The following is a 23,332-nucleotide window of genomic DNA, read 5'->3' as shown; positions in this document are numbered from 1 at the left end:
GATCTGTTCACGCAGCCCTGCAGCCATCGCATCGCGGTGCAGCCACGCGCGGCCGCTGGGCTACCCCGCGCGCACCACGCGCAGGACGTCCGCTCCGTAGGCTTCCAGCTTTTTCGCCCCCATCCCGCTGATGCCCTGCAGGTCGTCCAGCGACGCGGGGTTGCGCTCGGCAATCGCCGCCAACGTGGCGTCATGAAAGATCACATACGCGGGCAGGTTGTGCTCGCGTGCCACCTCGGCGCGCCAGGACTTGAGGTTGATGAAGCGCACCTGCGCATCCGGGCCCAGGTTGGCTGCGGCGGCGGGCGGCGCGCTGCCCGTGCCTTTGCGGGTGCGTGCGCGCTTGGCCGGTGCGGCAGCGGTGGATTCGCGCAGCTGCACCGGTACCTCGCCCTTGAGCACGGCGCGCGAGCCTTCGGTGAGGCTCAGGGTGTCAAAGCTGTGGCCGCTTTCCAGCATCACTTTGTGCAGGCCCACGGCACCGGTGGCCAGCAGCTGGCGCAGCACGCCGCGCAGTTGCGCTTCGGAATACTCCTTGCCCACACCAAAGGTCGAGAGCTTGTCGTGGCCGAACTGCTGCACTTTCTCGGTGTCCTTGCCACGCACGATGTCCATGATGTGGCCCGTGCCAAAGGTCAGCCCGCTGGCCGCGTGCACCCGGTAGATGGTGGACAGCAGCTTGCGGGCCGCATCGGTGCCGTCCCACACTGCAGGCGGGTTCAGGCAGTTGTCGCAGTTGCCGCAGGGCGTGGACTGCTCACCAAAGTAGGCCAGGAGGCGCACGCGGCGGCAGTCGGTGGCCTCGGCCAGGGCCAGTAGTGCGTCGAGCTTGCCGCGCAGCGCCTGCTTGAACTCCTCGCCCGCCGGGCTCTCGTCGATCATGCGCCGCTGGTTCACCACATCGTTCAGGCCGTAGGCCATCCAGGCGTCGGCATTCAGCCCGTCGCGGCCTGCACGGCCCGTCTCCTGGTAGTAGCCCTCAATGTTCTTGGGCATGTCCACATGCGCCACAAAACGCACATCGGGCTTGTCGATGCCCATGCCGAACGCGATGGTGGCCACCATCACGATGCCTTCCTCGCGCAGAAAGCGGTCCTGGTTCTTTTGGCGCACCTTGGTGTCCAGGCCTGCGTGGTAGGGCAGGGCCGTCAGGCCCGCGTCGCACAGCGTGGCGGCCAGTTCTTCCACACGCTTGCGCGACTGGCAATACACCACGCCCGCCTCGCCCGCATGCTCGCGCTCGATGAAGCGCAGCAGCTGCGTGGTGGCGTCCTTCTTCTCTTCGATGCGGTAGCGGATGTTGGGCCGGTCAAAGCTGCTGATGAACAGCCGCGCGTCCTGCAGCTGCAGCCGCTCGACGATGTCCTCGCGCGTGAGCGCATCGGCCGTGGCCGTGAGCGCGATGCGCGGCACCTGCGGGTAGCGCTCGTGCAGCAGCGTGAGCGCCCGGTACTCGGGGCGAAAGTCGTGGCCCCACTGGCTCACGCAATGCGCCTCGTCAATCGCAAACAGGCTCAGGTGGCCGCCGCTGTACAGGCTGTCGAGCAGGCCCAGAAAACGCGGCGTGTTCAGCCGCTCGGGGGCGGCATACAGCAGCGTGATCTCGCCCGTCTGCAGGCGAAACTCCACGTCCTGCGCCTCGTCGTAGCTCAGCGTGGAGTTGAGGAACGCCGCCTCCACCCCCGCCTCGTGCAGCGCGCCCACCTGGTCGTGCATCAGCGCGATCAGCGGCGAGATCACGATGCTCACCCCGCGCCCTCGCTGCTGGCGCACGATGGCGGGCACCTGGTAGCACAGGCTTTTGCCGCCGCCAGTGGGCATGAGCACCAGGGCGTCGCCGCCATTGCTCACATGCGTGACGATCTCTGCCTGCGCGCCCCGGAAGGCCGTGTAACCGAAGACTTCGTGCAGAACGGCAGAGCAGGCCGACAGTGTCTCGCCTGGGGCAGAAATTTCGATCACATTCATTACCGGTATTGTCCATGAGCGCCGATGCGCCCCAGCGCACGTGCTGCCGCATCGATGGCTTCGGGCGCGAGGGCCGCAAAGCCCAGGCGCCAGCCCGCGATGGCGGGCGCCGTGTGGTAGAGCTCGCTCAGGCTGGGGGTGGCAATGCCCAGGGCTGCCGCCCGGCGCGTGTACTGCGGCTCCTGGCCCTCGGGCAGGCGCACGGCCATCTGCAGGCCGCCCCGGCTGTCCATGGGGGTGGCCCAGGGCAGGTGGCTGTGCAGGGCCTGCAGCAGCACGTCGCGGCGGCTGCGGTAGAGCTGCCGCATCAGCCGCAGGTGGGCCGCGAAGTGGCCCTGGTCCATGAAATCTGCCGCCACCGCCTGCATGGGCTGCGCGGGGTGGCCGTCGTAGATGGTGCGTGCCGTCACCAGCGGGGCGACCAGCGCCTCGGGCAGCACCATGTAGGCCAGCCGCACCGACGGAAACAGCGATTTGGAAAAAGTGCCGATGTAGACCACCTGGCCCTGCTCGTCCAACCCTTGCAGCGCCGGGGTGGGCTGGTGGTCGTACAGAAACTCGCTGTCGTAGTCGTCCTCGATCAGCCAGGCCCCGGTGGCCCGGGCGTGGGCGATGAAGGCCAGCCGCCGCGCCAGCGACATGGCCTGCCCCGTGGGGAACTGGTGCGAGGGCGTGAGGTAGATCAGCCGGGGGGTGGGGCGTGCCGCGTCCAGCGTGGCGCCTTCGCCGTCCAGGGGCATGTCCACCAGACGGGCGCCGCTGGCGCTGAAGGCCGTGCGGGCGCCCGCGTAGCCCGGGTCTTCCATCCACACCGCATCGCCGTCGTCCAGCAGCGTGGCCGACAGCAGCTGTAGCGCCTGCTGCGAACTCGTCAGCACCAGCACCTGCCCCGCGTGGCAACGCACCCCGCGCGATTGGCCGAGGTAGCGCGCAATGGCCTCGCGCAGTGCGGGCAGGCCCTGGGGGTCGCCATAGAACATCAGCGCCGCCGCGTCCTGCCGCAGGCGCCGCTGCAGCAGCTGGCGCCACAGGCCGGTGGGAAAGGCCTCCAGGTCCGGGCTGCCCGCCACAAAGGCGCGCGGGCGCTCGGGCTCGCGGCAGCCCCCGGTGTCCACCATGCGCTGGCCCCGGGCCGACAGCCGCAGCGCGCCCGCAGCGCCCGCCGGGCGGAGGGCGCCACTGGCCTGGCGCGGCGCAGCGGCCTCCATGTCGATGGCCACAAAACTGCCCTGGCCCACCTGGCGGCGCAGGTAGCCCTCGGTTTCCAGCTGGGCATAGGCGGCCTCCACCGTCACGCGCGACAGGCCCAGGTCCTGTGCGAGGTGGCGGCTGGACGGCAGCCGCTCGCCCAGCACGGCCTGGCCGCTACGCACTGCCTCGCGCAGGGCGGCGCACAGGCGCGCCCGCCGCCCGCCGTCGGCCTGGGTTTCCATCAGCGACAGCAAAAGACGGGGTTTGATCGTGGCCATGGAGCTGGATTGGTCTTATTCGTATCGAGAAATTGGCCTCATTTATAAGGCCAAAGCGGCGCACACTGGCATCCATCGGCGCAACCTCTGCACACCACCACCGCACCACTACGGCATCACCCAAGGAGCCCCATGACCCACCCCGCCCCCACCTCCAGCGTTCTGGCCTTTCCCGCCCCCACCCCCGCGCAGTCGTGCGACTACATGGCCGCCAAGCTCAGTTTTCATGCCGATGCCTGGGACGTGGCCGAAGACCTGCGCAACGGCATCGATGCCATCGTGGTGCTCGACACCCGCTCGCCCGCGCACTACGAACAAGGCCATGTGCCCGGCGCCGTGAGTTTTCCCCACAGCACCATGGACGCGGACAGCACGGCCCACCTGGACCGTAGCAAGGTCTACGTGACCTATTGCGACGGCATTGGCTGCAACGGATCGACCAAGGGCGCCTACAAGCTCGCGCGCCTGGGCTTCACGGTCAAGGAGATGCTGGGCGGCCTGGACTTCTGGATCCGCGATGGCCAGCCCGTGGCCACCGGCCCCGAACGCGGCACCATGCCCGCCGCCCGGCCCGCCATCGAGTGCGCATGTTGACCACCGCTACCTGCCCGCCCCCTGCGGGCTGGGCCTTGCGCCCCGCGCTGGCGGCCGATGCCGAAGTGCTGGCCCGCCTGTGTGCGGCGCATGCGGCCTACGAGCAGATTCCGCACTGCGCCGACGGCCACGCCGAGCGGTTGGCGCACGGGCTGAAGGCCGGGCGGCTGAACGCCTGGCTGGGTTATCTGAATGGGCACGCGGTGGGCTACGCCAGTGCCACCCTGGACTACGCCACCCTGGCGGCGCAGCCCTTTCTGCACCTGGACTGCCTGTACCTCGCCCCGGCGGCACGGGGCCTGGGGCTGGGCCGTGCGCTGCTGGACGCCGCCGTGTGCCGCGCGCGCGCCCTGGGCTGCGCGCAGCTGCAGTGGCAAACCCCCGTGTGGAACGAAGGCGCGATCCGCTTTTATGACCGGCTGGGGGCCACGCGGCTGGCCAAGCAGCGCTACACCCTGGTTTGTGGCGACGTTGTGCCGACGGTGCCGAAACCCCTTGCGGGCCCGGCCGTCGAGCGGGTTTCTACAATCGGGGGATGAAAACGCCTGCCTACACGCGCGCCGCGCAACTGCCCGACATCCTCGCCCAACGCATCGTCATCCTCGACGGCGCCATGGGCACCATGATCCAGCGCTTCAAGCTGGGCGAGGCGCAGTACCGGGGCGAGGGCTACAGCGGCCCGGGCAGCGCGGGCGACCGGTTCAAGGACTTTGCCTACGACGTGAAGGGCAACAACGAGCTGCTCTCGCTCACCCGGCCCGACGTGATCAGCGACATCCACGAGCGCTACCTGGCAGCCGGTGCCGACCTCATCGAGACCAACACCTTCGGCGCGACCACCATTGCGCAGGAGGACTACCACATGGCCGACCTGGCGCGCGAGATGAACCTGCGCTCGGCCCAGCTCGCCCGCGCCGCCTGCGACAAGTACAGCACGCCCGACAAGCCCCGCTTCGTGGCCGGTGCCCTGGGCCCCACGCCCAAGACGGCCAGCATCAGCCCCGACGTGAACGACCCCGGCGCGCGCAATGTGGACTTTGAAGCGCTGCGCGCCGCCTACTACGAGCAGACCGAGGCGCTGGTCGAGGGCGGCAGCGACGTGTTGCTGGTCGAGACCATCTTCGACACGCTGAACGCCAAGGCGGCCTTGTTTGCCATCGACGAGTATTTCGAAAACAGTGGCCAGCGCCTGCCGCTGATCATCAGCGGCACGGTGACCGACGCCTCGGGCCGCATCCTGAGCGGCCAGACCGTGACCGCCTTCTGGCACAGCGTGCGCCACTCGCGCCCGCTGGCCATCGGCCTGAACTGCGCGCTGGGCGCCACGCTGATGCGCCCCTACATCCAGGAGCTGAACCGCGTGGCCGAGGACACCTTCATCAGCTGCTACCCCAACGCCGGCCTGCCCAACCCGATGAGCGACACCGGCTTTGATGAAACACCCGAGATCACCAGCCGCCTGGTGCACGAGTTCGCGGCCGAGGGGCTGGTCAACATCCTGGGCGGCTGCTGCGGCACCACGCCGGACCACATCGGCGCCATTGCCCAGGCGGTGGAGGCTGTGCCCACCCGCAAGATGTTTTACCCCGCAGAAGCTTGAAAATCCGAGAAAAATTGGCCGTTTGCGCGCGACCAGTAAGCGTTTATAGCTATTAAATATGTAGCAATTCATGCGCCACCGCCCTGCGGTAGCGCATTGCGGGTTGCCGGAAGCTGCGGCACCCTTGCGCCTTTCCGTTGAAGTCTTTTCCGCACCCTCTGCCAGCTCCGGTCTGTTTGCCATGTCCGTTATTGCCACCTTGCCCGACACCCCCTCTGCGGAGGCTGCCGAGAAAGCCGCTGCCCACGCCGCGCTCAAGCTCGAAAAGCGCCTGGTGCGCCAGGTGGCCCAGGCCATCACCGACTTCGGCCTCATCGAAGACGGCGACAAGGTGATGGTGTGCGTGTCGGGCGGCAAGGACAGTTATGGAATGCTGGACGTGCTGCGTTTGCTGCAGCAGCGCAACGGCAATCGGTTCGAACTGATCGCCGTCAATCTGGACCAGAAGCAGCCCGGCTTTCCGGCCCATGTGCTGCCTGAATATCTGGCCCAGGTGGGCGTGCCCTTCCACATCGAAACGCAGGACACCTACAGCGTCGTCAAGGAGCACATCCCTGAGGGCAAGACCATGTGCAGCCTGTGCAGCCGCCTGCGCCGGGGCATTTTGTACCGCGTGGCCGACGAGCTGGGCTGCACAAAAATTGCGCTGGGCCACCACCGCGACGACATGCTGCAGACCTTCTTTCTGAACATGTTCTTCGGCGGCAAGCTCAAGGGCATGCCGCCCAAGGTGCAGAGCGACCGGGGCGACCACCTCATCATCCGCCCCCTGGCCTACGTGGCCGAGGACGACCTGGCACGCTGGGCGCAGATCCAGCAATTCCCCATCATCCCCTGCACGCTGTGCGGCAGCCAGGAGAACCTGCAGCGCAAGCAGATTGGCCAGATGCTGCGCGACTGGCAGCAGCTCTACCCCGGCCGCATCGAGAACATGGCCGTGGCGCTGCGCAACCTGGTGCCCTCGCACTTCATGGACCCGCGCCAGTTCGACTTCAAGGGCCTGTTACCCAACGGCATGGCCGACGCCGATGGCGACAAGGCCTTTGACGCCGAAGAACTGCCTGCGCAGGCCGTGGGCATGCTCGCGGGCCTGCCGCTGATGCCGCGCTGACCTGACACCGATGATTTTTAGATTGGGCCACCCCATGACCACGCTCAAAGCCCCCGAACTCCTCCTGCCCGCTGGCTCGCTCGACAAGATGCGCGCCGCCTACGACTTTGGTGCCGACGCGGTGTACGCAGGCCAGCCGCGCTACAGCCTGCGCGCGCGCAACAACGAGTTCCGCCTGGAGCAGATCAAGCAAGGCATTGACGAGGCCCACGCACGCGGCAAGAAGTTCTTTGTGACGAGCAACCTGATTGCGCACAACGACAAGATCCGCACCTACCTGCGCGACATCGAGCCCGTGATCGACTGCCAACCCGACGCGTTGATCATGGCCGACGCGGGCCTGATCATGATGGTCAAGGAAAAGTGGCCCGAGCAGGTGGTGCACCTCTCGGTGCAGGCCAACACCACCAACTGGGCGGCCGTGAAGTTCTGGCAAAAGATGGGCGTGGAGCGCGTCATCCTGTCGCGCGAACTGAGCCTGGACGAGATCGAAAAGATCCGCCAGGAATGCCCCGACATGGAGCTGGAAGTGTTTGTGCACGGCGCGCTGTGCATCGCGTATTCGGGCCGGTGTTTGCTCAGCGGCTACTTCAACCACCGCGACCCCAACCAGGGCACCTGCACCAACGCCTGCCGCTGGAACTACGCCACGCACGACGCCGACATCGACCCCACCACGGGCGAAGCCATTGCGCAAAAAATGGAAGGCGACTTCAACTTCGAGGCCGCGCAGCAAAAGGCTGAGCAGGCCTTCGCCTCCACCACCGGCAACGGCGAGCGCCACCCCAAGGCCGACAAGGTCTACCTCATCGAAGAGGCCGGCCGCCCTGGGCAGATGATGCCCATCATGGAAGACGAGCACGGCACCTACATCATGAACAGCAAGGACCTGCGCGCGGTGGAGCACGTGGCGCGCCTGGCGCAGATCGGCGTCGATTCGCTCAAGATCGAAGGCCGCACCAAGAGCCTGTACTACGTGGCCCGCACCGCCCAGGTGTACCGCCGCGCGATCGATGACGCCGTGGCGGGCCGTCCCTTCAACCCCGAGCTGCTCATCGAGCTGGAAGGCCTGTCCAACCGCGGCTACACCGGCGGCCTGCTGGAGCGCCGCCCCAGCAACGACTACCAGAACTACCTCAGCGGCCATTCGGCCACGCAGCGCAGCCAGTTCGTGGGCGAGGTGCTGGGCGCCGAGGGACAGGTGGATGTTGGCTTGCAAGGCGACTGGGTGCAGGTCGAAACCAAGAACCACTTCGCCGTGGGCGACCTGCTCGAAGTGGTGCACCCTAGCGGCAACACCCAAGTGCGCCTGCAAGCAATGCGCAACGTGGAAGGCCAGCCCGTGCAGGTCGCCCAGGGCAACCCCGTGCGCGTGTGGATTCCGCTGCCCGCACGCTACAGCGGCGCGCTGCTGGCCCGGGTGGTGGAGGCCCAGGCGGGCGATGCGAAGGCAGAGCCTGCACTGACCGCGTGAACCAACGCGCCGCTGCGCGCCTGGGTCAACCCCGCAGGGAGAGCACGTGCTCGATGAATGCGTGGCAAGAATGGGCCGGGTTGGCGAACACCTCCGCTTTGACCAGCACACCAAGAGGCCCCACACCCTGGGGTCTCCACGATAGAACGGCCAGATCCCTGCGCCGCACCAACGGCCGCACAAGGCTCGCAGGCACGCAGACCAACATGTCGCTGTCCGCCAGCATCGCGTAGATGATTTCCGTCGAGCGACTCGATACGCGGCACAGTTCCGGCACCCCACCCAAATCGTCGAACAGGCTATCCACCTGTTGAGGGCCCAACCCTGTGAGCGGCGGTGCCAGCCAGCGTTGTGACAGCAGATCTGCGCCCGTGACGGATGTCTGTTGAGCCAGCGGGTGCGTGGGACGGCAGGCAACGACGAATTCATCCTGGAGTGCGGCATGGAACTCGAACCCCTGCGGCAGCGGGGTTGGTTCGCGGCAGATCGCCAAGTCCAGGGTTCCTTCCTGGATGCTCTCCAGCAGGTTGTCGATGGTGACTTCGTGGACATCGATGGCGGCGCTCGGGTGCAAGGCGCAGTAGGCCGGAATGGCGGCGGTCAGCAACCCATTGATGCCCGCCGCAATGCTTCCGATGCGGATCAGCGCGGAAGCGGCGCCTTGCTGCATCAATGCTGCATTGCCAGCAGCTGCCTGCAGAGGCACCAGCGAAGCGCGCAGCAGCGGCAACACCACATCCCCCAGACTGGTCAACCGCATGCCCTTGGAGTGTCTCTCGAACAGGGGGCCGCCCAGAGAGCTTTCCAGCTCGACCAGCGCGTGGGTCGCTGCGGGCTGGCTCATGCCAATGGAAGAGGCCGCGCGGTGCAGGCTTTGCAGGTCGGCAATCGCAATGGCCAGCTGCAGGTGCTTGAGGCGCACGCGCCCCAGGATGCGGTTGAACAGGACCGAGGGCGTCAAGTCTGGCATGGGCTATTCGAAAAATGGATTCAATTGAAAAAGAAGCATTGGCCTTGCTTGGATCGTTGTGGAACGATTCCGGGGCCAGTGGGGTGCAAACCCATGCTGGGTTCATTCAATTAACGAATCTTATTCCCGCGCCAGCCCGCCGCTGGCTGAGCGGTATCTCAGGAGACAAAACCCCATGCCATCGCCTCAGCGCCACCCTGCGCGCACGATCACCTTGCGCCCCACCCGCTTCCTGCTCGCCCCGGTCGTGGGTGCCATCCTGGCCATGGGCCAGGCGCAAGCCGCCGACACGCTCGACACCGCCTGCAAAACCACCGCCGAGTGCCAGGCGCAGGTCGCCAAGATCCAGGGCGTGGTCAAAGGGGATGCCACCAGCGCCTTGGCCAAGTCGCAAGACACGTTCTACTGGTTCGGTCGCATCAACATGGCATCGACCGTGGTGAATGTCGAGCAGGGCATCATCCCCAAGGCCCAGGCCGGCCGCATCGCGCGCGGTGTCGAGCTGTCGATCACCCAGGCCACCACGCCCGGTGGCAAGCGCCCCACCGATGTGCTGCAGGTCGAGAAGATCATCACCGACGCTGTGGGCCCCGAGGCCACGCTCATCCACACCGGGCGCAGCCGCCAGGACATCCATTCCACCTTGAATGCGGCGCAGTTGCGTCTGGAGATGCTGGACTTTGCCGATGCGCTGGACCAGGTGCGCGCACGGCTCATCAACACGGCGCAGGCACACACCGCCACCTATGTGCCCGCGTACACCAATGGCGTGCAGGCCATGCCCATCAGCTACGGGCACTACCTGATGGCGTTTGCCGATTCGTTTGCGCGCGACTCGGCACGCATCCGCGAGGCCTACGCGCGCATCAACCTCAGCCCCATGGGCACGGCCGTGCTGGCCAACTCCAGCTGGAGCATCAACCGCGAGCGCCTGGCGCAACTGCTGGGGTTTGACGGGCTGATCGTCAACTCGCTGGATGCGGGGCAGATCAGCACCTACGACATTCCCATCGAGGCCACCTCCATCGCCAGTTCCACGGCCATCCGCGTGGGCGCCTTCATGCAGGATGTGCACACGCAGTACCACCAGACCCGGCCGTGGTTGTTGTTGGCCAGTGGCAAGACCTACACCAGCAGCGCCATGCCCCAGAAGGCCAACCCCGGCATCATCCAGAACACGCGGGCCAAGGCCAGCGACGTGGTGGCCTCGGCCCAGGCATCGCTGTGGCGGGCGCATAACGTCACGCCCGGCATGATCGACTACAAGAACACCTGGAGCCCGGCCAGCGCCAAGACCTTTGTGCAGGGCACGGAGATGCTGCAGCAGTTTGCCGATGTGCTGGACTCATTGCGCATCGACCCCGCGCGTGCGCTGGACGAACTCGAATCCGAGTGGACCACCTCGATGGAACTGGCTGAAGCGCTGCAGCGCAGCCATGGCGTGCCGTTCCGCGTGGGGCACCACTTTGCGTCGGACGTGGTGGTGTTTGCCAAAGAGCGCAGCATTCGCCCCAAGGATTTTCCGTACGCGGAAGCCGTGCGCATCTACCGCGAAGCGGGCAAGAAATACGACCTTAAGGACCAGCGCCTTCCGCTGGGTGAAGCCGCATTTCGCCGCGCTTTGTCTCCCGCAGACATGGTGACCACCCGCACCGGCACGGGCGGGCCGCAGCCGCAGGAGGTCACGCGCATGGCGACGGTTGCCAAGGACACCCTGGCCAAAGACCGCGTGTGGTCGGGCGAGGCGCGGCAGCGGCTGCTGGCGGCTGAGGCTGCCTTGAACGCGGCTTTTGATGGTGTGAAGTCGTTGCCTTGAGCGTGGGCTCGCGGGCTGTGTGCTTCAGGCGGGCCGAAGGGCTCGACCGGAGTGGGTCTCTCGGGCGGGCGATACTCACGCCCATCGCGAAGGGAGTCAACACACATGGGAACGACATCGAAAGCCCGGCGACGCTTGCGAGCTCCCGCTGCGTTCATGGTCGCCATAGCGGTTGCGTCGGTTGCTGCACTGGCGGGCGTCAGCGCGTGGGCCCAGGCCCCGGCCGTCGCGCCTGCCAAGCAGCGCTACGTGCAGGGCTCCTGGGTCAACCTGCGCGATGCTGCCCAGTCGCAGGCGCGCGTGGTGGCCCAGGTGCCTGCCAACACCGTGCTGCAACAGCTCACCGAGCGCGACGGCTGGTGCGCCGTGCTGTATGCGGGCGATGCGCGCCTGGGCCCGCCGCTGGCCGAACCCCTGCAAGCCCATGTGGCCTGCAACCTGCTGGCCGACCAGCCCCTCACCCTGGCGCAGGCGGGCAAGGACGCCGCCCGCGCGTTCTGGGTGGCGCCGTCGGCCAACCGCATGAGGGCCTACGGCAACGCACTGCCGCGCCCCGCTGCCTTGCAGTTGCCCGCGCTGGTCCAAAGCCACACGCTGCGGATGCCGGTGTTGTACCCCCAGCGCCCCGAATGGGAGGCGGCCAAAAAGCTCATGCGCGGCGGCGTGCTGCTGCGGCCCGAGCAGGAGATCGACCGGGGCCGCCCGGTGAACCCGCTGGACGATGTGAAGCTGGCCCGCGCCGTGGACCACATCCCCGCCGTGGCGCCCCTGGCCGCCCCGCCCACGCTGCCTGCGATTGCCCCGTCGTACTTCCGCAGCCACACGGGCGTGGCTCTGCTGCACGAGGCCGAAGCCGATGGCATCGCGGCGGTGGCGGGCAGCCGCATTGCCGTGGAGCCCACCACTGCGCCCTATGGCAGCTTCAACCGCCACAGCGGACCCGAGATCGAGTTCGTGACCGGCTTTTGGGACGTGGGCGGTGCCGATCTGGCCTTTGCCCCGGCGCTCACGCTGTACGCCATCACGCACCAGGGCCTGGTGGGCGCCCGCACCTTGGGTCGGCGGTATTGGGACATCAGCAATGCGGACCACTATTGCGGCGGCCACTACCCGGGCAAGGGCTTTGACGACCCGCGCAACGACGAGACCACTGCCGTGCGCGGCTACGCCAAGGTGTCAGAGTCGGCCGACGTGCTGGCTCGCCTGGTGCTGCCCGGCAAGCTGCCGCCCGATGCGGTGAAGGTAAAGACCCGGCGCTACGCCACCAGCTGGATGCAGCCCGCCGACCCGCCCATCCGCGACAAGCCCACGCGCAAGCACACCGCTGTGACGGTGCACGAGATCGACCTGGACCGCGACGGCGTGGCGGACATCCTGCGCATCGACACTCCTTCGCCGGGCGGCATGAGCTTCGAGCCCATCTTTGAATGGCGCTGGTACCTCAACATCAGCGGCCAGTGGTTCCGGGCCGGGCATTGGGTGGACCAGGAGTGCACCTGAGCGGCCTGTGAGGCCCCCGCCCCCGGCGGTTTTGGGTAGCATGGTTTCCGACACTGCCCATGGGTCTGCCGCCAGCGCCTGGCGTGCGGCCCCGACCCCACGAAAGGCCCGCCCATGTCCGTTGAGTCCCATTCCCTCTGCGTGCGGGAGTTGCGCCAGGTCCTGTTGTGGCCGCTGCGCCTGATGCCGGTGCGGGGCTCCGAGGGGCGGCACGCCAAGCCCTGGGAGCTGCTGGCGGACATGGGCGAGGCCTCGCCCTGGCGCGAGGTGGTGGACGAGTTCACGGGCGACAGCCAGCGGTTTCACGAGCGGCATTACAACGAGTTCGTGACCTTTTTGCCCTATGTGCAGCGCTTTCTGTATGGCGAGGGGCGCAGCCAGAAAGGTGGCAGCGCCACGGGCTCGCCCATGCGGGTGTTCCGGCGCAGCGATGTCAGCGCCGTGCGGGCGGTGCTGCACCCCGGCGCGGCGCCGATCACGCTCGACATCGTCCATGTGGACCTGTACTTTTTTCTCGACCTGGACCTGGTGCTGCTCAATGTCGAGGTCAGCGCCCGCGACCTGGCGCTGCCCCAGGCGCAGGAGCTGCTGTACCGCTTCGGCCGGGGCTACCCCGCCGGGTGGGATGCGGAGGGCCACGCCCAGCACTGCCTGTTCAGCGCGGAGTGGTTGGATGCCGCCGGGCAGGTGCTGGCCGCGTCCGACGCCAACCAGCGCGACCTGTTCATGGCCCATGTCAGCAGCCACCGCGCCCCGCGCATCGCGGCCCACTGGGCCTGGCTGCTGGAGCCGCTGGTGAGCGACCATTCGGAGCGCAGCGGCCCCCTGCGCTACCGGCAGATCGAGTACTACCGCATGCCGCAGCTGGCGTTTCTGGCGCTGGACGACCCGCGCGCCTTGAGCCGCAGCGACTTCGTGCGCCTCGGGCTGGTGACTGGCGCGGCCAGGCCGGGCGACGACGCCTGCCTGCCCTATGCCGAGGAGCACCTGGCCGACTTTGAACAACGGTTCTGCTACGACCGCTTCTGGAGCAGCAGCGGCGCCGCCCCCCACACGCGTTATCTGTGCAGCGGCCATTCGCTGCTGGTGCTGGGCGATGTCAACAGCCCGTTTTTTGTCTGCCGTGACCGGGGGGTGCTGGCGCAGTTCCGGCACCAGCATTTTTTGCTGTTCCTGATTGCACATTTCCAGAAAGCGGCGCTGCTGATGTTCTCGGACCGGCTGGCCGAGGCCCTGAAAAACCTGGACATTGCCGACGCCGCCAGCGTGCGCCGCTTCAAGCGCACCATCCGTGACAGCTTTGCCGGTTTTCTACGCTTCACGCACCGGTACTGGTTTCACGAGGTGTCCGAACAGGCCCAGGTGCGCGCGCTGTTCCGCATGTGCTCCAACCACCTCGGGCTGGACCCGCTCTACACCGAGGTCAAGGAGCGCATCGGCGAGATGAACCAGTACCTGGACGCCGACAGCCTGCGCCGCCAGGCCAACACCGTGGTGCGGCTGACGGTGGTGACCATCTTTGGCCTGATCGGCACCGTGACCACGGGCTTTCTGGGCATGAACCTGCTGGCCGAGGCCGATGCGCCGGTGGGGCAGAAGCTGGGCATCTTTGCGCTGGTGTTTGTGTTGACCACCTCGCTCACGGTCTACACCATGGTCAAGTCCAAGCGCCTGTCGGATTTTCTGGACGTGCTCTCGGACGAACGCGCCAGCGCCTGGCAAAAAGTCAGGGCGCTGGGGCTGGTGTGGCGGCGCACGGGGGAGTGATACGGCTTCGCCTTCAACCGCATAACGTCGTTGGTTCGCCTTGCCGTGCTACAGCACTGTCTGCGGCTTCCCGCCTGGTTATGCGGTCGAATGCAAATCCGTAGGACGCGCCCGCGCTTCACCGTGCCCCCGGCTGCCGCAGCAGCGCCGCCAGCACCAGCGCCTCGGCCACCACCTCCAGCGCCTCTTCCAGCGTTGCCAGCCACTGCGGCAGCTCGGGCCACCAGCGCCCCTGCGGCTGCACCTCTGGCCACTGGTCCACGGCAATGGCCGCCAGACCCACGGCAAACCCGGCCCACAGCAGGCAGCGGGTGCTGCGGTGGCCCAGGGCGTGGTGCAGCCACACCAGCATGGCCCCGCCCACCACGGCCACTGCCAGCATCGGCGCCTCGCGCACGGGGCCCCAGCGGCAGGCGTCCGTCCATTCGTGGCAGCGGAACTTCCACAGCTCGTGCAGCATGAACTGCTCGTCCACCGCCAGCACCGCAAACGCCAGCGCCAGGCACACGCCCAGCCCAAGGGGCAGGCAGCGCTCGGCCGTGAGGCGCAGCGCGGTGGTGCACAGCGCCAGCAGCAAGGCGCTGGAGAGCCAGGCTGCGGGCGAATGGTCGGAGCGGAAGGCGCGCTCCCAGCCCGGCGCGAACAACCAGGCGGCCAGCAGCAGATAGCCCAGCACCGCACACAGCAGGGCCGGGGCCACCCACCGGTGGGGCGGGGCGCTGCGGGAGGGTGGAGGCACCGGGTGGAGCGAGGGCATGGCGGGCTTGGCGGGCGTGAGGGGTGCCCAGATTCTGAGTTAAAAATGGCCTCTGCGCGCAATGGTATTGCCTTGTAAGCTATATAAATGATAGCAATTGCGGTGCGTGTGTGGTGTACGCGCTGTGCAGCCGGCGGGACTGGTCACGCGCAGGGAATGGCGACAGAATCCGGCATCCCCCCGCTTGCCCTGTATGGCCCTCCCCATCGACCCTTCGCGCAGCGCCTTGCCCCCTGTGGCCCAGTTTCTGGCCGAGGCCGCGCTGCAGCGGCAGACGGCGCTGCTGGGGCTGGACAAGAAACCCGGCGTGGCCCCCGCGCCGCTGCCCCCGGCCGATGCCAGTGCGCCGCCGCCCACGGCCACGTCGCCCAGCCCGGCGGCAGGGCCTTTGCCGGTACCGGCCGACAAGGCCAGCATCTCGCCCCAGGCGCGCGAGCAACTGGGGGCCGGGTTTGAGCCCCGGCGCGAAGCGGCGGGCCCCGGCGCGGGTGCCGTGGGGGCTGCGCCAGGCACGCGGCCGGGGCTGGCTGCCCGCGGGCCCCTGCCGCCCCCGCCGCTGCCCGTGGGGGCGCCTGCCCCCGCAGCGGGTGCTGCCCCCGTGCGGGGGGCGGACTGGCCCGCCACCGGCCTCAGTGCGCCGCTGATGGGCATGGTGCGTGCGGTGCTGGAGCAGGTCACGGCAGGCAGTGGCGCCCCGCAGCGGGTGGTGGCCGCGCAGCCCTGGCCCGTGGGGCTGGCGCAGGACCTGGAGCGTGGGGCGCTGGATGCAGACACACCGCCGCTGCAGACCTGGCTGGTGCGCCAGGGTGCGGTGCTGACCCCCGAAGGCCCGCGCAGTTTTGCGCTGACCCTGCGCGTGCCGGTGCCCTGGATCGCATCGCAGCAGCCTGCGCCCACGCCTGCATCTGCGCAGGGGGCTGCGGGCGCACCGGGGGCGGTGCCGCTGCAGGTGCCTTTTGCCGGCCCCGCGCAGGCGCTGCAGTCGGGCGTGCTGGCCCTGGTGCTGCAGGGGGCGGACGCCGCAGCGCCGCGCACCAGTGCGCTGCTGGTGCTGGACTTTCAGCCGCAGCTGGCCGCCACCGTGTATGGCCGCGACATGCTGCAGCAGGCCACGGGCCGTCTCGACCCCTGGACGCAGATGGCCGTGCTGCAGGCCAGCGGCCAGGTGCCGCGTGAGGAAGACCGCGCGCGCAATGGCGCATCGGGCCTGTGCGAAACGGTGGGCTGCCCCTATGCGGCGCGGGCGGCTTGCGTGCAGCCGTTTTGCCTGGCGATGCGGGGCGTGCTGCCGCCCGAACCGGTGGGACCGGTGCCCAGTGCCTGACCTTCGGCACCGCGATATGAGGCCGCCGCACACCTGTCTTTCCGCAGGGCTATTTGCAGCCAGTGGCCCGTGCGATGTCAAATCCTGTAACCCTGTCTGTCTTGTGAATCGAACGGAGAATCGGATCCATGCCCCCGCTTCCTCTCTCCCCGTCCAACCCTTCGTTTCCTGCCGATTTCGTGCCGCTGGGTGGCACGCCCCGTGACTGCGATGACTGCGGCAAGGCCGTGGGCCTGGGCTTTCAGTTTGACTATGCCTACCACCCCATCGTGGACGTAGGGCGCCGCGTGGTTTTTGCGCATGAAGCGCTGGTGCGTGGCCCCAACGGCGAGGGGGCGATGACCGTGCTGTCCCAGGTCAACGACCACAACCGCTACCGCTTCGACCAGGCCTGCCGGGTCAAGGCCATCAAGGGCGCGGCCGAGCTGGGGCTGACGCAGCCGGTGTCGATCAACTTCCTGCCCAATGCGATCTACAAGCCCGAGGTGTGCATCCGCACGACGCTGGAGGCGGCCCGGGCCCATGGTTTTCCGCTCTCTCAGATCATCTTCGAGGTGACCGAGGGCGAGCGCATCGAGGACGGCCCCTGGTTTGCACAGATCCTGCGCGAGTACAAGCGCTGCGGATTCCAGACCGCCATTGACGACTTTGGCGCCGGTTTTGCAGGCCTGAAGCTGCTGTCGGATTTTCAGCCCGACATCATCAAGATCGACATGGACCTGATCCGCAACGTCGATACCAACCGCGCCCGCCAGGCCATCGTGCGCAATCTGGTGCGCCTGTGCGAAGACATGGGCATCCAGGTTGTGGCCGAGGGCATCGAGACAGCTGCTGAACGTGATTTCCTGTTCGACGTGGGCATCCGCCTGATGCAGGGCTACCTGTTTGCCAAGCCGGCCTTTCGCTCGGTGGCCACGGTGGACGCCTTGGCGCTTGACGTCCAGCCCCGCTGAGCGTTTGGGGGTTGGCGCCTACGCCGCCACCACGCGGTTGCGCCCGGACTTCTTGGCGGCGTACAGCGCGGCGTCAGCCCGCGCAAAAAGGCTGCAGGCGGTCTCGGCAGTGCGCAGGCTGGCTGCGCCAATGCTGATGGTGGTGGGCTGGCTCAGCCAGCTTGCCTGGGCCACCGCAACACGCATGCGCTGGGCCACCTCGTGGGCGCCCTGCGCGTCGGTGTGGGGCAGGATCACCGCAAACTCTTCGCCGCCCACCCGGGCCACGATGTCGATGATCCGGACGCAGCCGCTGAGCACCTGGGCGATGGAGCGCAGCACCTTGTCCCCGGCGTCGTGGCCGAAGCTGTCATTGATCTGCTTGAAATGGTCCACGTCCAGCACCAGCAGGCTCAGGGGCGACCGCGTGCGCTCTACGGCGGCTATCTCCAGCCCCAGGCTGTCGTCAAAAGCACGCCGGTTGTGCAAGCCGGTGAGCGGGTCGGTCCGGGCCAGCTCGTGGAGCGCCTGGTTCAGCTCGTCCACCTTGCGCTGCTGCTGCACCAGCTGTTGGTTCAGCACCTCGGCGTCGTGCAGTGCCCGGCGCAACCGGATTTCGCGCATGGCGGAGTGGGCCAGCTCCTGCAAAATTTCGATGTCCTGCGTCGTCCACCGCTTGGCCTTGAAATCCACCGCGCAAAAACTGCCTAGCACCTGCCCCGCCTCGGTGGTCAGGGGAATGCCCGCATAGGCCCGCACCCCCAGGGACGCCACGGTGGGCACCTCGCGGAACACAGGCAGCTGTGTGGCGTCTTCCAGCACCAGGGGCTCCTCCGACACGAGGGCGTAGTGGCAGAAGGTCCGCCCCGTGAGCTGCCGCAGGGAGTTCAAAGGCCCGTCCAGGCCGAACGTGCTTTTGTAGAAGTCACGGTGCGCGTCCAGCAGCGACACGAAGGCGACGGGCGCCCCGGTGATCTTGGATGCCAGCCGGGTCAAACGGTCAAAACTCTCTTCCGCAATGCTGTCGAGCAAACCGCTGTCATGCACCGCGGCCAGCCGCTGCGGATCGCAAAGCGCCGCCTGGATGCGGGCTTCGTCGGCGGGAGGGGGGAGTGGCCATTCCGTCATGGGGGTGGTGCAGGGAACCGGGTGGGGCTGCTCGAAGGTACACGATCCCCGCAGGCGGCGGCGCTCCTGCGCGCAAAAACCCTCCACCCAGGCTTTGCGCAGGATCAGCGCATGCCGGTGTGGCCCCGAATCTCTGCGTGGCGCGAGCGCGTGATGGGGTACGCCAGCAGCAGCGGAATCGCCAGCACCAGACACAGACCGGGCAGCACGCCGGTCATCAGGGTGATGCCCTGCAGTGCATCGGCCGACTGCACCACATTCGGCACATAACCCGTCACGTCCAACATGCCTGCCACCAGCACCGTGGCGAGCGTGCGCGCTAGCTTGTCCATCAGGCCGTAGAGCCCGTAGTACATGCCCGTCTGGCGCTCGCCCGCCTGCATGTGGCCGTGGTCGATGGTGTCGGGCACCATGGCAAAGGGCACGATCCAGTGCGCGCCCATGCCGATGCCCACCACCACCAGGATCGTGGTCATCAGGTGCTGGTCACCGGGCTTCACCCAGTACAGCGCCAGCAGCCCGGCTGCGCACAACACCAGCCCGAGGATGTAGGCCCGGTTCTTCTCCCAGCGGTCTACCACCACCTTCCACACAAACAGCGACAGCCCCACCACCCCGAGCAGGGTGCCCATGAAGCGGGGCAGGTCGCCCTTGTCGCCCTGCAGCTGGTAGATCACGAAGTAGGCCAGCGAGGCCTGCACCAGCGTGAGGCCCAGGCGCACCAGGGTGGCGGCACTCATCAGCAGCAGAAAAGGGCGGTTGTGCAGCGTGGTGCCCAGCGTGGCGCGCACGCTGGCCCACAGGGGCGGTGCGTGGGCCTCGGTGGCCGGTGGGGCACTGGCTGCAGGCTCGCGCACGCGCCAGGCCACCACGGCCACGGCCACGCCCGCCACCAGGCCAAACACGGCGCCCGCCAGCGCGTAGCCCGTGCGCGCATCGGGCGCGGCGCGCACCAGCACGGGCATGAGCACGCTGCCCGCAAAAAAACCCAGCAGCGCGCCCATCGACGCAAACGCCGTGAGGCTGGTGCGCTCGTCATAGTCCTGCGTCATGTTCGCGGCCATGGCCTGGTAGGGCAGCTGCACCAGGGTCATCATGGTGTCGAACACGGTGTAGGTGATGGCGATCCACAGGAATGCGGCCACGGGCGAGAGGCCTGGCGGCACCATCCACACGGCGGCCGCCGCCAGCCCCAGCGGAATCGCGCCGTAGATCAGGTACACGCGGTGGCGGCCATGGCGTGAGCGGGTGCGGTCGGTCATCCAGCCAAACAGCGGGTCGTTGATGGTGTCCCACACCTTGCCCACCAGCAGCGCCGCGCCCGCCACGGCGGGCGGCACCAGGGCCACGTCGGTGTAGAAGATCATGAGCAGAAAACTCATGGCGGCAATCAGCATCTGCAGGCCGACATTGCCCACGGCGTAGCCGAGTTTGGTGCCCAGGCTCAGGCGGCTCGCGGAGGGGCTCATGGGTGCGCGGCTGCGGGTTGACCGGTGATGTGGTCGGCGACCGCAGGGGCCAGTGTTCGGGGCGGGGCGGCCTCCAGCATCAGGCGCACTTCGCGGCGCAGCATCTTGTTGAGGAAACTGCGCGGGATCTCGGGTACCACGCGCACATCGTCGGGCTGCATCTCCACAGGCAGGTGCTGCACCAGGAATTCCGCCAGATCATGTTCCAGCGGCTGTGTGCTGCGGTCGCTGCGCCAGCTTTGCCGCAGGCTCACCACCAGCACGGCGGCGCTGCCGTGTTGCACCAGGCAGGCCTCCTTCACGGCGGGGTGGCAATGCGCCACCTCTTCGATCTCACGCGGGTTGAGCGCGTGGCCGTGGCGCGCCACGCGGTCGGCGCTGCGGCCCAGCACATGCAGGTAGCCCGCCGCATCAAAGTAGCCCACATCGCCCATCACCACCCAGCCATCGCGCAGGGTTTCGCTGGTCTTTTCGGGGTCGAGCCAGTAGCCCTCAAACCGCACCGGCGTCATCACGGTGATCAGACCCATCTGGCCCGGGGGCAGCGGCGCAAACTGATCGTCGCGGATCACCACGTCTACCCCCGGCATCACGCGGCCCACGGTGGAGAGGATGTCGTTGCCTAGCGGGTTGCCCTGCGCGTCCACATGCTCGTGCGGCAGCAGCCAGGTGATGGGGGGCAGGGCCTCCAGGCAGCCATAGCCCTGCTGAAAGATGGGCCCGAAGCGGCGGATGGCCTCGGCGATCTTGGGCGCGGGCATCATCTCCGAGCCGTAGGGCACGTGGGTCAGGGACGACAGGTCGTACTGGTCCAGCGTGGGCTCGTCCAGCAGGTCAATGATGGCCGAGGGCGACAGGAACGCGCGCGACACGCGGTGCTTCTGGATCAGCCCGGCCAGCGTGGTGGCGCGGAAGTCCTCGGGCATCACCAGCGCCGCGCCTGCCAGCAGTGTGGGCAGCACCAGGCCCGAGCCCGGGCCGGTGAGCGGCAGGCCCAGCATGTTCACGTCCGGCCCGTTGGCCGGGGGCTTGAAGTCGATGGCGCGCGAGATCAGGCGCACGCTGTCCAGGTACTTGCGGTTGCTGTAGCCGATAGACTTGGGCAGCCCCGTGGTGCCCGAGGTCATGTGCAGGGCAAACACGTCGTCCTCGTGCACGTCGGCCGTGCCTGCTGCGGGGGCGTGCTGCGCCAGGGCCTGTTCGTATTCATCCCCCAGCGCCAGCACGCGCAGGCCGGGCAGCTGTTCGCGCACGGCCTGCAGGATGGGGGCGCTCAGCAGCGGGTCGTGGATGAACACCGTGGGCTTGACGCGGCCCATGGTGGTGAGCGCCGCGTCGGCGGGCAGGTGCTTGTGAAAGCTCGCAAAGATGGTGCCGTTCTCGAAGGTGGCCAGCCGGGTTTCGTACTGCTCGCCGGTTTCGGGCAGCCAGGTGAAGACCACGTCGCCCTTCTTCACGCCCTGGGCCTGCATCCAGGCCTGCAGGCGATACACGCGCTCCTGCAGCTGCGCGTAGGTGAGGGTGCCGCGCCGGTCAATCAGCGCAGGCTTGTGGGCATAGCGCCGGTAGGCCAGGCGCGCCACCGAGCGCGCGGTGCGCAGGCGGTTGAGCAGAAAACGCGCGACAAGGCTGCGCAAGGATGGAAAAGCCATCGGAGTCTCCCTGGAGAGGGCTTGTTGAAACTGTGTCCAGGAAGTTTTTCACGCCGAGGCGTGTCAAGACATGACCATTTGTATGCGTACGTATCTTTGTGTTTCGGATTCGCCTGCGCGGTCGTTCTGGCCCCACCAACGGCGGGCATATATCGGGGTCCGCGTCGCCGCAGCACAACAAATCGCAGGTCGGCCGCCGGATGCCGGGCGATGTACCGGCCAGAAAAAAACCGCCAGGGCTGGATCGCAGCGGCTGGCGGTGGGTGTGCAGGCCTGTCCCGGGTCAGGGACGTTGGCCTGAATCACGGGCGAAGGCTTATGGGTACAGGCCACGCATTTCGCGGGCGTGCAGGATGCGCTGGCAGGCCACGATGAAGGTGGCGGTGCGCAGGCTCACCTTGTGCTCTTGCGCCACCTGCCAGATGCCCGCAAAGGCCTCTTGCATGATGCGCACCAAGCGGGCGTTGATCTCGTCCTCGCTCCAGAAGAAGCTGGAGAAATCCTGCACCCACTCAAAGTAGCTCACCGTCACGCCGCCAGCGTTGGCGATCACGTCGGGCAGCACCAGCACGCCCTTGTCGTGCAGGATGTCGTCGGCCTCGGTGGTCGTGGGGCCGTTGGCGCCTTCGATCACGAGCTTGGCCTTGATCTGGCCCGCGTTGTCTTTGGTGATCTGGCCTTCGAGTGCGGCAGGGATCAGGATCTCGCAATCCACGCCCCAGAACTCCTCGGCCTTCATCACGTCGGCGCCAGCAAAGCCGCCCACGCCGCCCCGGGTCTTCACATGCGCCAGCAATGCGGGCACATCCACGCCCTTGCTGTTGAAGATGGTGCCGGTGTGGTCTTGCACGGCCACCACCTTGGCGCCGGCTTCGGCAAACAGCTTGGCGGCAATCCCGCCCACGTTGCCAAAGCCCTGCACGGCCACGCGGGCGCCGTCCAGATGCAGGCCGGTCAGCTTGGCGGCTTCCACGCCCACGGTGAACACACCCCGGCCGGTGGCTTCGACACGGCCCAGCGAGCCGCCCAGGTCCACGGGCTTGCCGGTGACCACGCCGGTGGCGGTGGCGCCCACGTTCATCGAGTACGTGTCCATCATCCAGGCCATGACCTGGCCGTTGGTGTTCACGTCGGGGGCGGGGATGTCCTTGGAGGGGCCGATCAGCAAGCCGATTTCGCTGGTGTAGCGGCGCGTCAGGCGCTCCAGCTCACCCATCGACAGCTTCTTGGGGTCCACGCGGATGCCGCCCTTGGCACCGCCGTAGGGCACGTTCACCGCAGCATTCTTCACCGACATCCAGGCCGACAGGGCCATCACCTCGGACAGCGTCACGTCCTGGTGAAAACGCACGCCGCCCTTGCCGGGGCCCCGGCTCAGGTTGTGCTGCACGCGGTAGCCTTCGTAGTGGGCGATGGTGCCGTTGTCCAGCTCGATCGGCACGTCCACGATCAGGATGCGCTTGGGGCGCTTGAGCGTTTCCACCCAACGCGCCAGGTTGCCCAGGTAAGGGGTGACGCGGTCCACCTGCTGCAGGTAGTTGCCCCAGGGGCCGAGGTGGTCGGCCTGCAGGTACGAGGGCAGGGAGTGGGTGGGGCTGGCAGCGCCAGTGGGTGAAGACATGGTGAATTCCTTGTGGGATCAGTTCAAGCCGCGAAGCTTATGCCTGCGGTTGCACGCTGTCTAAGGCCGGAGTGTTTGAGTGCTATGCAAATAATGCATAACCAGTGGAAAGCACCTGTTTATGCGGCGCTGCAGCAAAAAAAGGGGCCCCGGAGCGCGCTGAAAGGCGCGTTGCCTGGC

The 23,332-nt window shown here is 67.6% G+C and carries 18 protein-coding genes; 10 read left to right on the top strand and 8 right to left on the bottom strand.

The annotated features are described in order from the left end of the window. Nucleotides 1-60: 60 nt before the first annotated feature. Nucleotides 61-1,968, bottom strand: a complete 1,908-nt coding sequence (gene recQ / locus AvAM_RS12055) for a DNA helicase RecQ (RefSeq protein WP_137747284.1) — start codon at nt 1,966-1,968, stop codon at nt 61-63. Next, nucleotides 1,968-3,437 carry a PLP-dependent aminotransferase family protein gene (locus tag AvAM_RS12050; protein ID WP_137747283.1) on the bottom strand — a complete coding sequence of 490 codons (1,470 nt, stop codon included), beginning with the start codon at nt 3,435-3,437 and terminating at the stop codon, nt 1,968-1,970. The genes recQ and AvAM_RS12050 overlap by 1 nt, the downstream gene beginning before the upstream one ends. A 132-nt stretch (nt 3,438-3,569) precedes the next feature. On the opposite strand from AvAM_RS12050, the gene AvAM_RS12045 reads away from it, so the two are divergent. The 5 genes from AvAM_RS12045 to yegQ all read left to right on the top strand — a co-directional run bounded on the left by AvAM_RS12045 (nt 3,570) and on the right by yegQ (nt 8,216). Further along, entirely contained in the window at nt 3,570-4,031 is a 462-nt protein-coding gene (locus tag AvAM_RS12045) for a rhodanese-like domain-containing protein (protein WP_137747282.1), read from the top strand. After that, nucleotides 4,025-4,570: a GNAT family N-acetyltransferase gene (locus AvAM_RS12040; protein ID WP_137747281.1), complete on the top strand. Its 546-nt coding sequence runs from the start codon at nt 4,025-4,027 to the stop codon at nt 4,568-4,570. The genes AvAM_RS12045 and AvAM_RS12040 overlap by 7 nt, the downstream gene beginning before the upstream one ends. After that, nucleotides 4,567-5,631: a homocysteine S-methyltransferase family protein gene (locus AvAM_RS12035; protein ID WP_137747280.1), complete on the top strand. Its 1,065-nt coding sequence runs from the start codon at nt 4,567-4,569 to the stop codon at nt 5,629-5,631. The genes AvAM_RS12040 and AvAM_RS12035 overlap by 4 nt, the downstream gene beginning before the upstream one ends. A 181-nt stretch (nt 5,632-5,812) precedes the next feature. Further along, the gene (gene ttcA / locus AvAM_RS12030; protein WP_137747279.1) at nt 5,813-6,742 is read left to right on the top strand and encodes a tRNA 2-thiocytidine(32) synthetase TtcA; all 930 of its coding nucleotides are present in this window, start codon (nt 5,813-5,815) and stop codon (nt 6,740-6,742) included. Nucleotides 6,743-6,776: 34 nt separating this feature from the next. Next, nucleotides 6,777-8,216, top strand: coding sequence for a tRNA 5-hydroxyuridine modification protein YegQ (gene yegQ, locus AvAM_RS12025; RefSeq protein WP_137747278.1), 1,440 nt, complete (start codon nt 6,777-6,779; stop codon nt 8,214-8,216). Nucleotides 8,217-8,241: 25 nt separating this feature from the next. Here yegQ and AvAM_RS12020 read toward each other — a convergent pair whose 3' ends face one another. Further along, nucleotides 8,242-9,186, bottom strand: a complete 945-nt coding sequence (locus tag AvAM_RS12020; RefSeq protein WP_063463265.1) for a LysR family transcriptional regulator — start codon at nt 9,184-9,186, stop codon at nt 8,242-8,244. Between the two features lie 175 nt (nt 9,187-9,361). Here AvAM_RS12020 and AvAM_RS12015 point away from each other — a divergent pair, with 175 nt between their 5' ends. The 3 genes from AvAM_RS12015 to AvAM_RS12005 all read left to right on the top strand — a co-directional run bounded on the left by AvAM_RS12015 (nt 9,362) and on the right by AvAM_RS12005 (nt 14,269). After that, nucleotides 9,362-11,002, top strand: coding sequence for an argininosuccinate lyase (locus AvAM_RS12015; RefSeq protein WP_171012205.1), 1,641 nt, complete (start codon nt 9,362-9,364; stop codon nt 11,000-11,002). Between the two features lie 156 nt (nt 11,003-11,158). After that, complete coding sequence (locus AvAM_RS12010) at nt 11,159-12,502, top strand: SH3 domain-containing protein (RefSeq protein WP_137747277.1); 1,344 nt, start codon at nt 11,159-11,161, stop codon at nt 12,500-12,502. Between the two features lie 114 nt (nt 12,503-12,616). Further along, nucleotides 12,617-14,269 (top strand): hypothetical protein, encoded by a 1,653-nt coding sequence (locus tag AvAM_RS12005; RefSeq protein WP_137747276.1) that lies wholly within the window; start codon nt 12,617-12,619, stop codon nt 14,267-14,269. A 118-nt stretch (nt 14,270-14,387) separates the two neighbouring features. Here the strand turns inward: AvAM_RS12005 and AvAM_RS12000 are convergent, their stop codons facing one another. Further along, the gene (locus AvAM_RS12000; protein ID WP_137747275.1) at nt 14,388-15,026 is read right to left on the bottom strand and encodes a hypothetical protein; all 639 of its coding nucleotides are present in this window, start codon (nt 15,024-15,026) and stop codon (nt 14,388-14,390) included. A 193-nt stretch (nt 15,027-15,219) separates the two neighbouring features. Between AvAM_RS12000 and AvAM_RS11995 the strand changes: the two genes are divergently transcribed. Both AvAM_RS11995 and AvAM_RS11990 read left to right on the top strand, forming a co-directional pair. Next, complete coding sequence (locus tag AvAM_RS11995; RefSeq protein ID WP_137747274.1) at nt 15,220-16,350, top strand: hypothetical protein; 1,131 nt, start codon at nt 15,220-15,222, stop codon at nt 16,348-16,350. Nucleotides 16,351-16,478: 128 nt separating this feature from the next. After that, nucleotides 16,479-17,303: an EAL domain-containing protein gene (locus AvAM_RS11990; protein ID WP_137747273.1), complete on the top strand. Its 825-nt coding sequence runs from the start codon at nt 16,479-16,481 to the stop codon at nt 17,301-17,303. An 18-nt stretch (nt 17,304-17,321) separates the two neighbouring features. On the opposite strand, the gene AvAM_RS11985 is transcribed toward AvAM_RS11990, so the two are convergent. The 4 genes from AvAM_RS11985 to AvAM_RS11970 form a co-directional block, all read right to left on the bottom strand. Next, on the bottom strand, nt 17,322-18,410 hold the full coding sequence (locus tag AvAM_RS11985; RefSeq protein ID WP_137747272.1) for a sensor domain-containing diguanylate cyclase: 1,089 nt from the start codon (nt 18,408-18,410) through the stop codon (nt 17,322-17,324). A gap of 104 nt (nt 18,411-18,514) precedes the next feature. After that, the gene (locus AvAM_RS11980; RefSeq protein ID WP_137747271.1) at nt 18,515-19,879 is read right to left on the bottom strand and encodes an MFS transporter; all 1,365 of its coding nucleotides are present in this window, start codon (nt 19,877-19,879) and stop codon (nt 18,515-18,517) included. Then, the gene (locus AvAM_RS11975) at nt 19,876-21,531 is read right to left on the bottom strand and encodes a class I adenylate-forming enzyme family protein (RefSeq protein WP_137747270.1); all 1,656 of its coding nucleotides are present in this window, start codon (nt 21,529-21,531) and stop codon (nt 19,876-19,878) included. Before AvAM_RS11975 ends, AvAM_RS11980 begins: the two co-directional genes overlap by 4 nt. Before the next feature lie 316 nt (nt 21,532-21,847). Next, nucleotides 21,848-23,152, bottom strand: a complete 1,305-nt coding sequence (locus AvAM_RS11970) for a Glu/Leu/Phe/Val dehydrogenase (RefSeq protein WP_137747269.1) — start codon at nt 23,150-23,152, stop codon at nt 21,848-21,850. Between the last annotated feature and the right edge of the window lie 180 nt (nt 23,153-23,332).

Source organism: Acidovorax sp. NB1 (assembly GCF_005405905.1).
Lineage (GTDB): Bacteria > Pseudomonadota > Gammaproteobacteria > Burkholderiales > Burkholderiaceae_C > Acidovorax.
The sequence above is the reverse complement of the archived record's forward strand: the minus strand, read 5'-3'. Positions and strand labels throughout refer to the sequence as shown.

Coding starts and splice junctions, on each gene's coding strand:
- ttcA (WP_137747279.1), top strand. CDS start 5,813: ATGTCCGTTATTGCCACCTTGCCCGACACCCCCTCTGCGGAGGCTGCC.
- AvAM_RS12040 (WP_137747281.1), top strand. CDS start 4,025: ATGTTGACCACCGCTACCTGCCCGCCCCCTGCGGGCTGGGCCTTGCGC.
- AvAM_RS11980 (WP_137747271.1), bottom strand. CDS start 19,879: ATGAGCCCCTCCGCGAGCCGCCTGAGCCTGGGCACCAAACTCGGCTAC.
- AvAM_RS11975 (WP_137747270.1), bottom strand. CDS start 21,531: ATGGCTTTTCCATCCTTGCGCAGCCTTGTCGCGCGTTTTCTGCTCAAC.
- AvAM_RS12045 (WP_137747282.1), top strand. CDS start 3,570: ATGACCCACCCCGCCCCCACCTCCAGCGTTCTGGCCTTTCCCGCCCCC.
- AvAM_RS12000 (WP_137747275.1), bottom strand. CDS start 15,026: ATGCCCTCGCTCCACCCGGTGCCTCCACCCTCCCGCAGCGCCCCGCCC.
- AvAM_RS12035 (WP_137747280.1), top strand. CDS start 4,567: ATGAAAACGCCTGCCTACACGCGCGCCGCGCAACTGCCCGACATCCTC.
- AvAM_RS11985 (WP_137747272.1), bottom strand. CDS start 18,410: ATGACGGAATGGCCACTCCCCCCTCCCGCCGACGAAGCCCGCATCCAG.
- AvAM_RS11995 (WP_137747274.1), top strand. CDS start 15,220: ATGGCCCTCCCCATCGACCCTTCGCGCAGCGCCTTGCCCCCTGTGGCC.
- AvAM_RS11970 (WP_137747269.1), bottom strand. CDS start 23,152: ATGTCTTCACCCACTGGCGCTGCCAGCCCCACCCACTCCCTGCCCTCG.
- AvAM_RS12005 (WP_137747276.1), top strand. CDS start 12,617: ATGTCCGTTGAGTCCCATTCCCTCTGCGTGCGGGAGTTGCGCCAGGTC.
- AvAM_RS12020 (WP_063463265.1), bottom strand. CDS start 9,186: ATGCCAGACTTGACGCCCTCGGTCCTGTTCAACCGCATCCTGGGGCGC.
- AvAM_RS11990 (WP_137747273.1), top strand. CDS start 16,479: ATGCCCCCGCTTCCTCTCTCCCCGTCCAACCCTTCGTTTCCTGCCGAT.
- AvAM_RS12010 (WP_137747277.1), top strand. CDS start 11,159: ATGGTCGCCATAGCGGTTGCGTCGGTTGCTGCACTGGCGGGCGTCAGC.
- yegQ (WP_137747278.1), top strand. CDS start 6,777: ATGACCACGCTCAAAGCCCCCGAACTCCTCCTGCCCGCTGGCTCGCTC.
- AvAM_RS12050 (WP_137747283.1), bottom strand. CDS start 3,437: ATGGCCACGATCAAACCCCGTCTTTTGCTGTCGCTGATGGAAACCCAG.
- recQ (WP_137747284.1), bottom strand. CDS start 1,968: ATGAATGTGATCGAAATTTCTGCCCCAGGCGAGACACTGTCGGCCTGC.
- AvAM_RS12015 (WP_171012205.1), top strand. CDS start 9,362: ATGCCATCGCCTCAGCGCCACCCTGCGCGCACGATCACCTTGCGCCCC.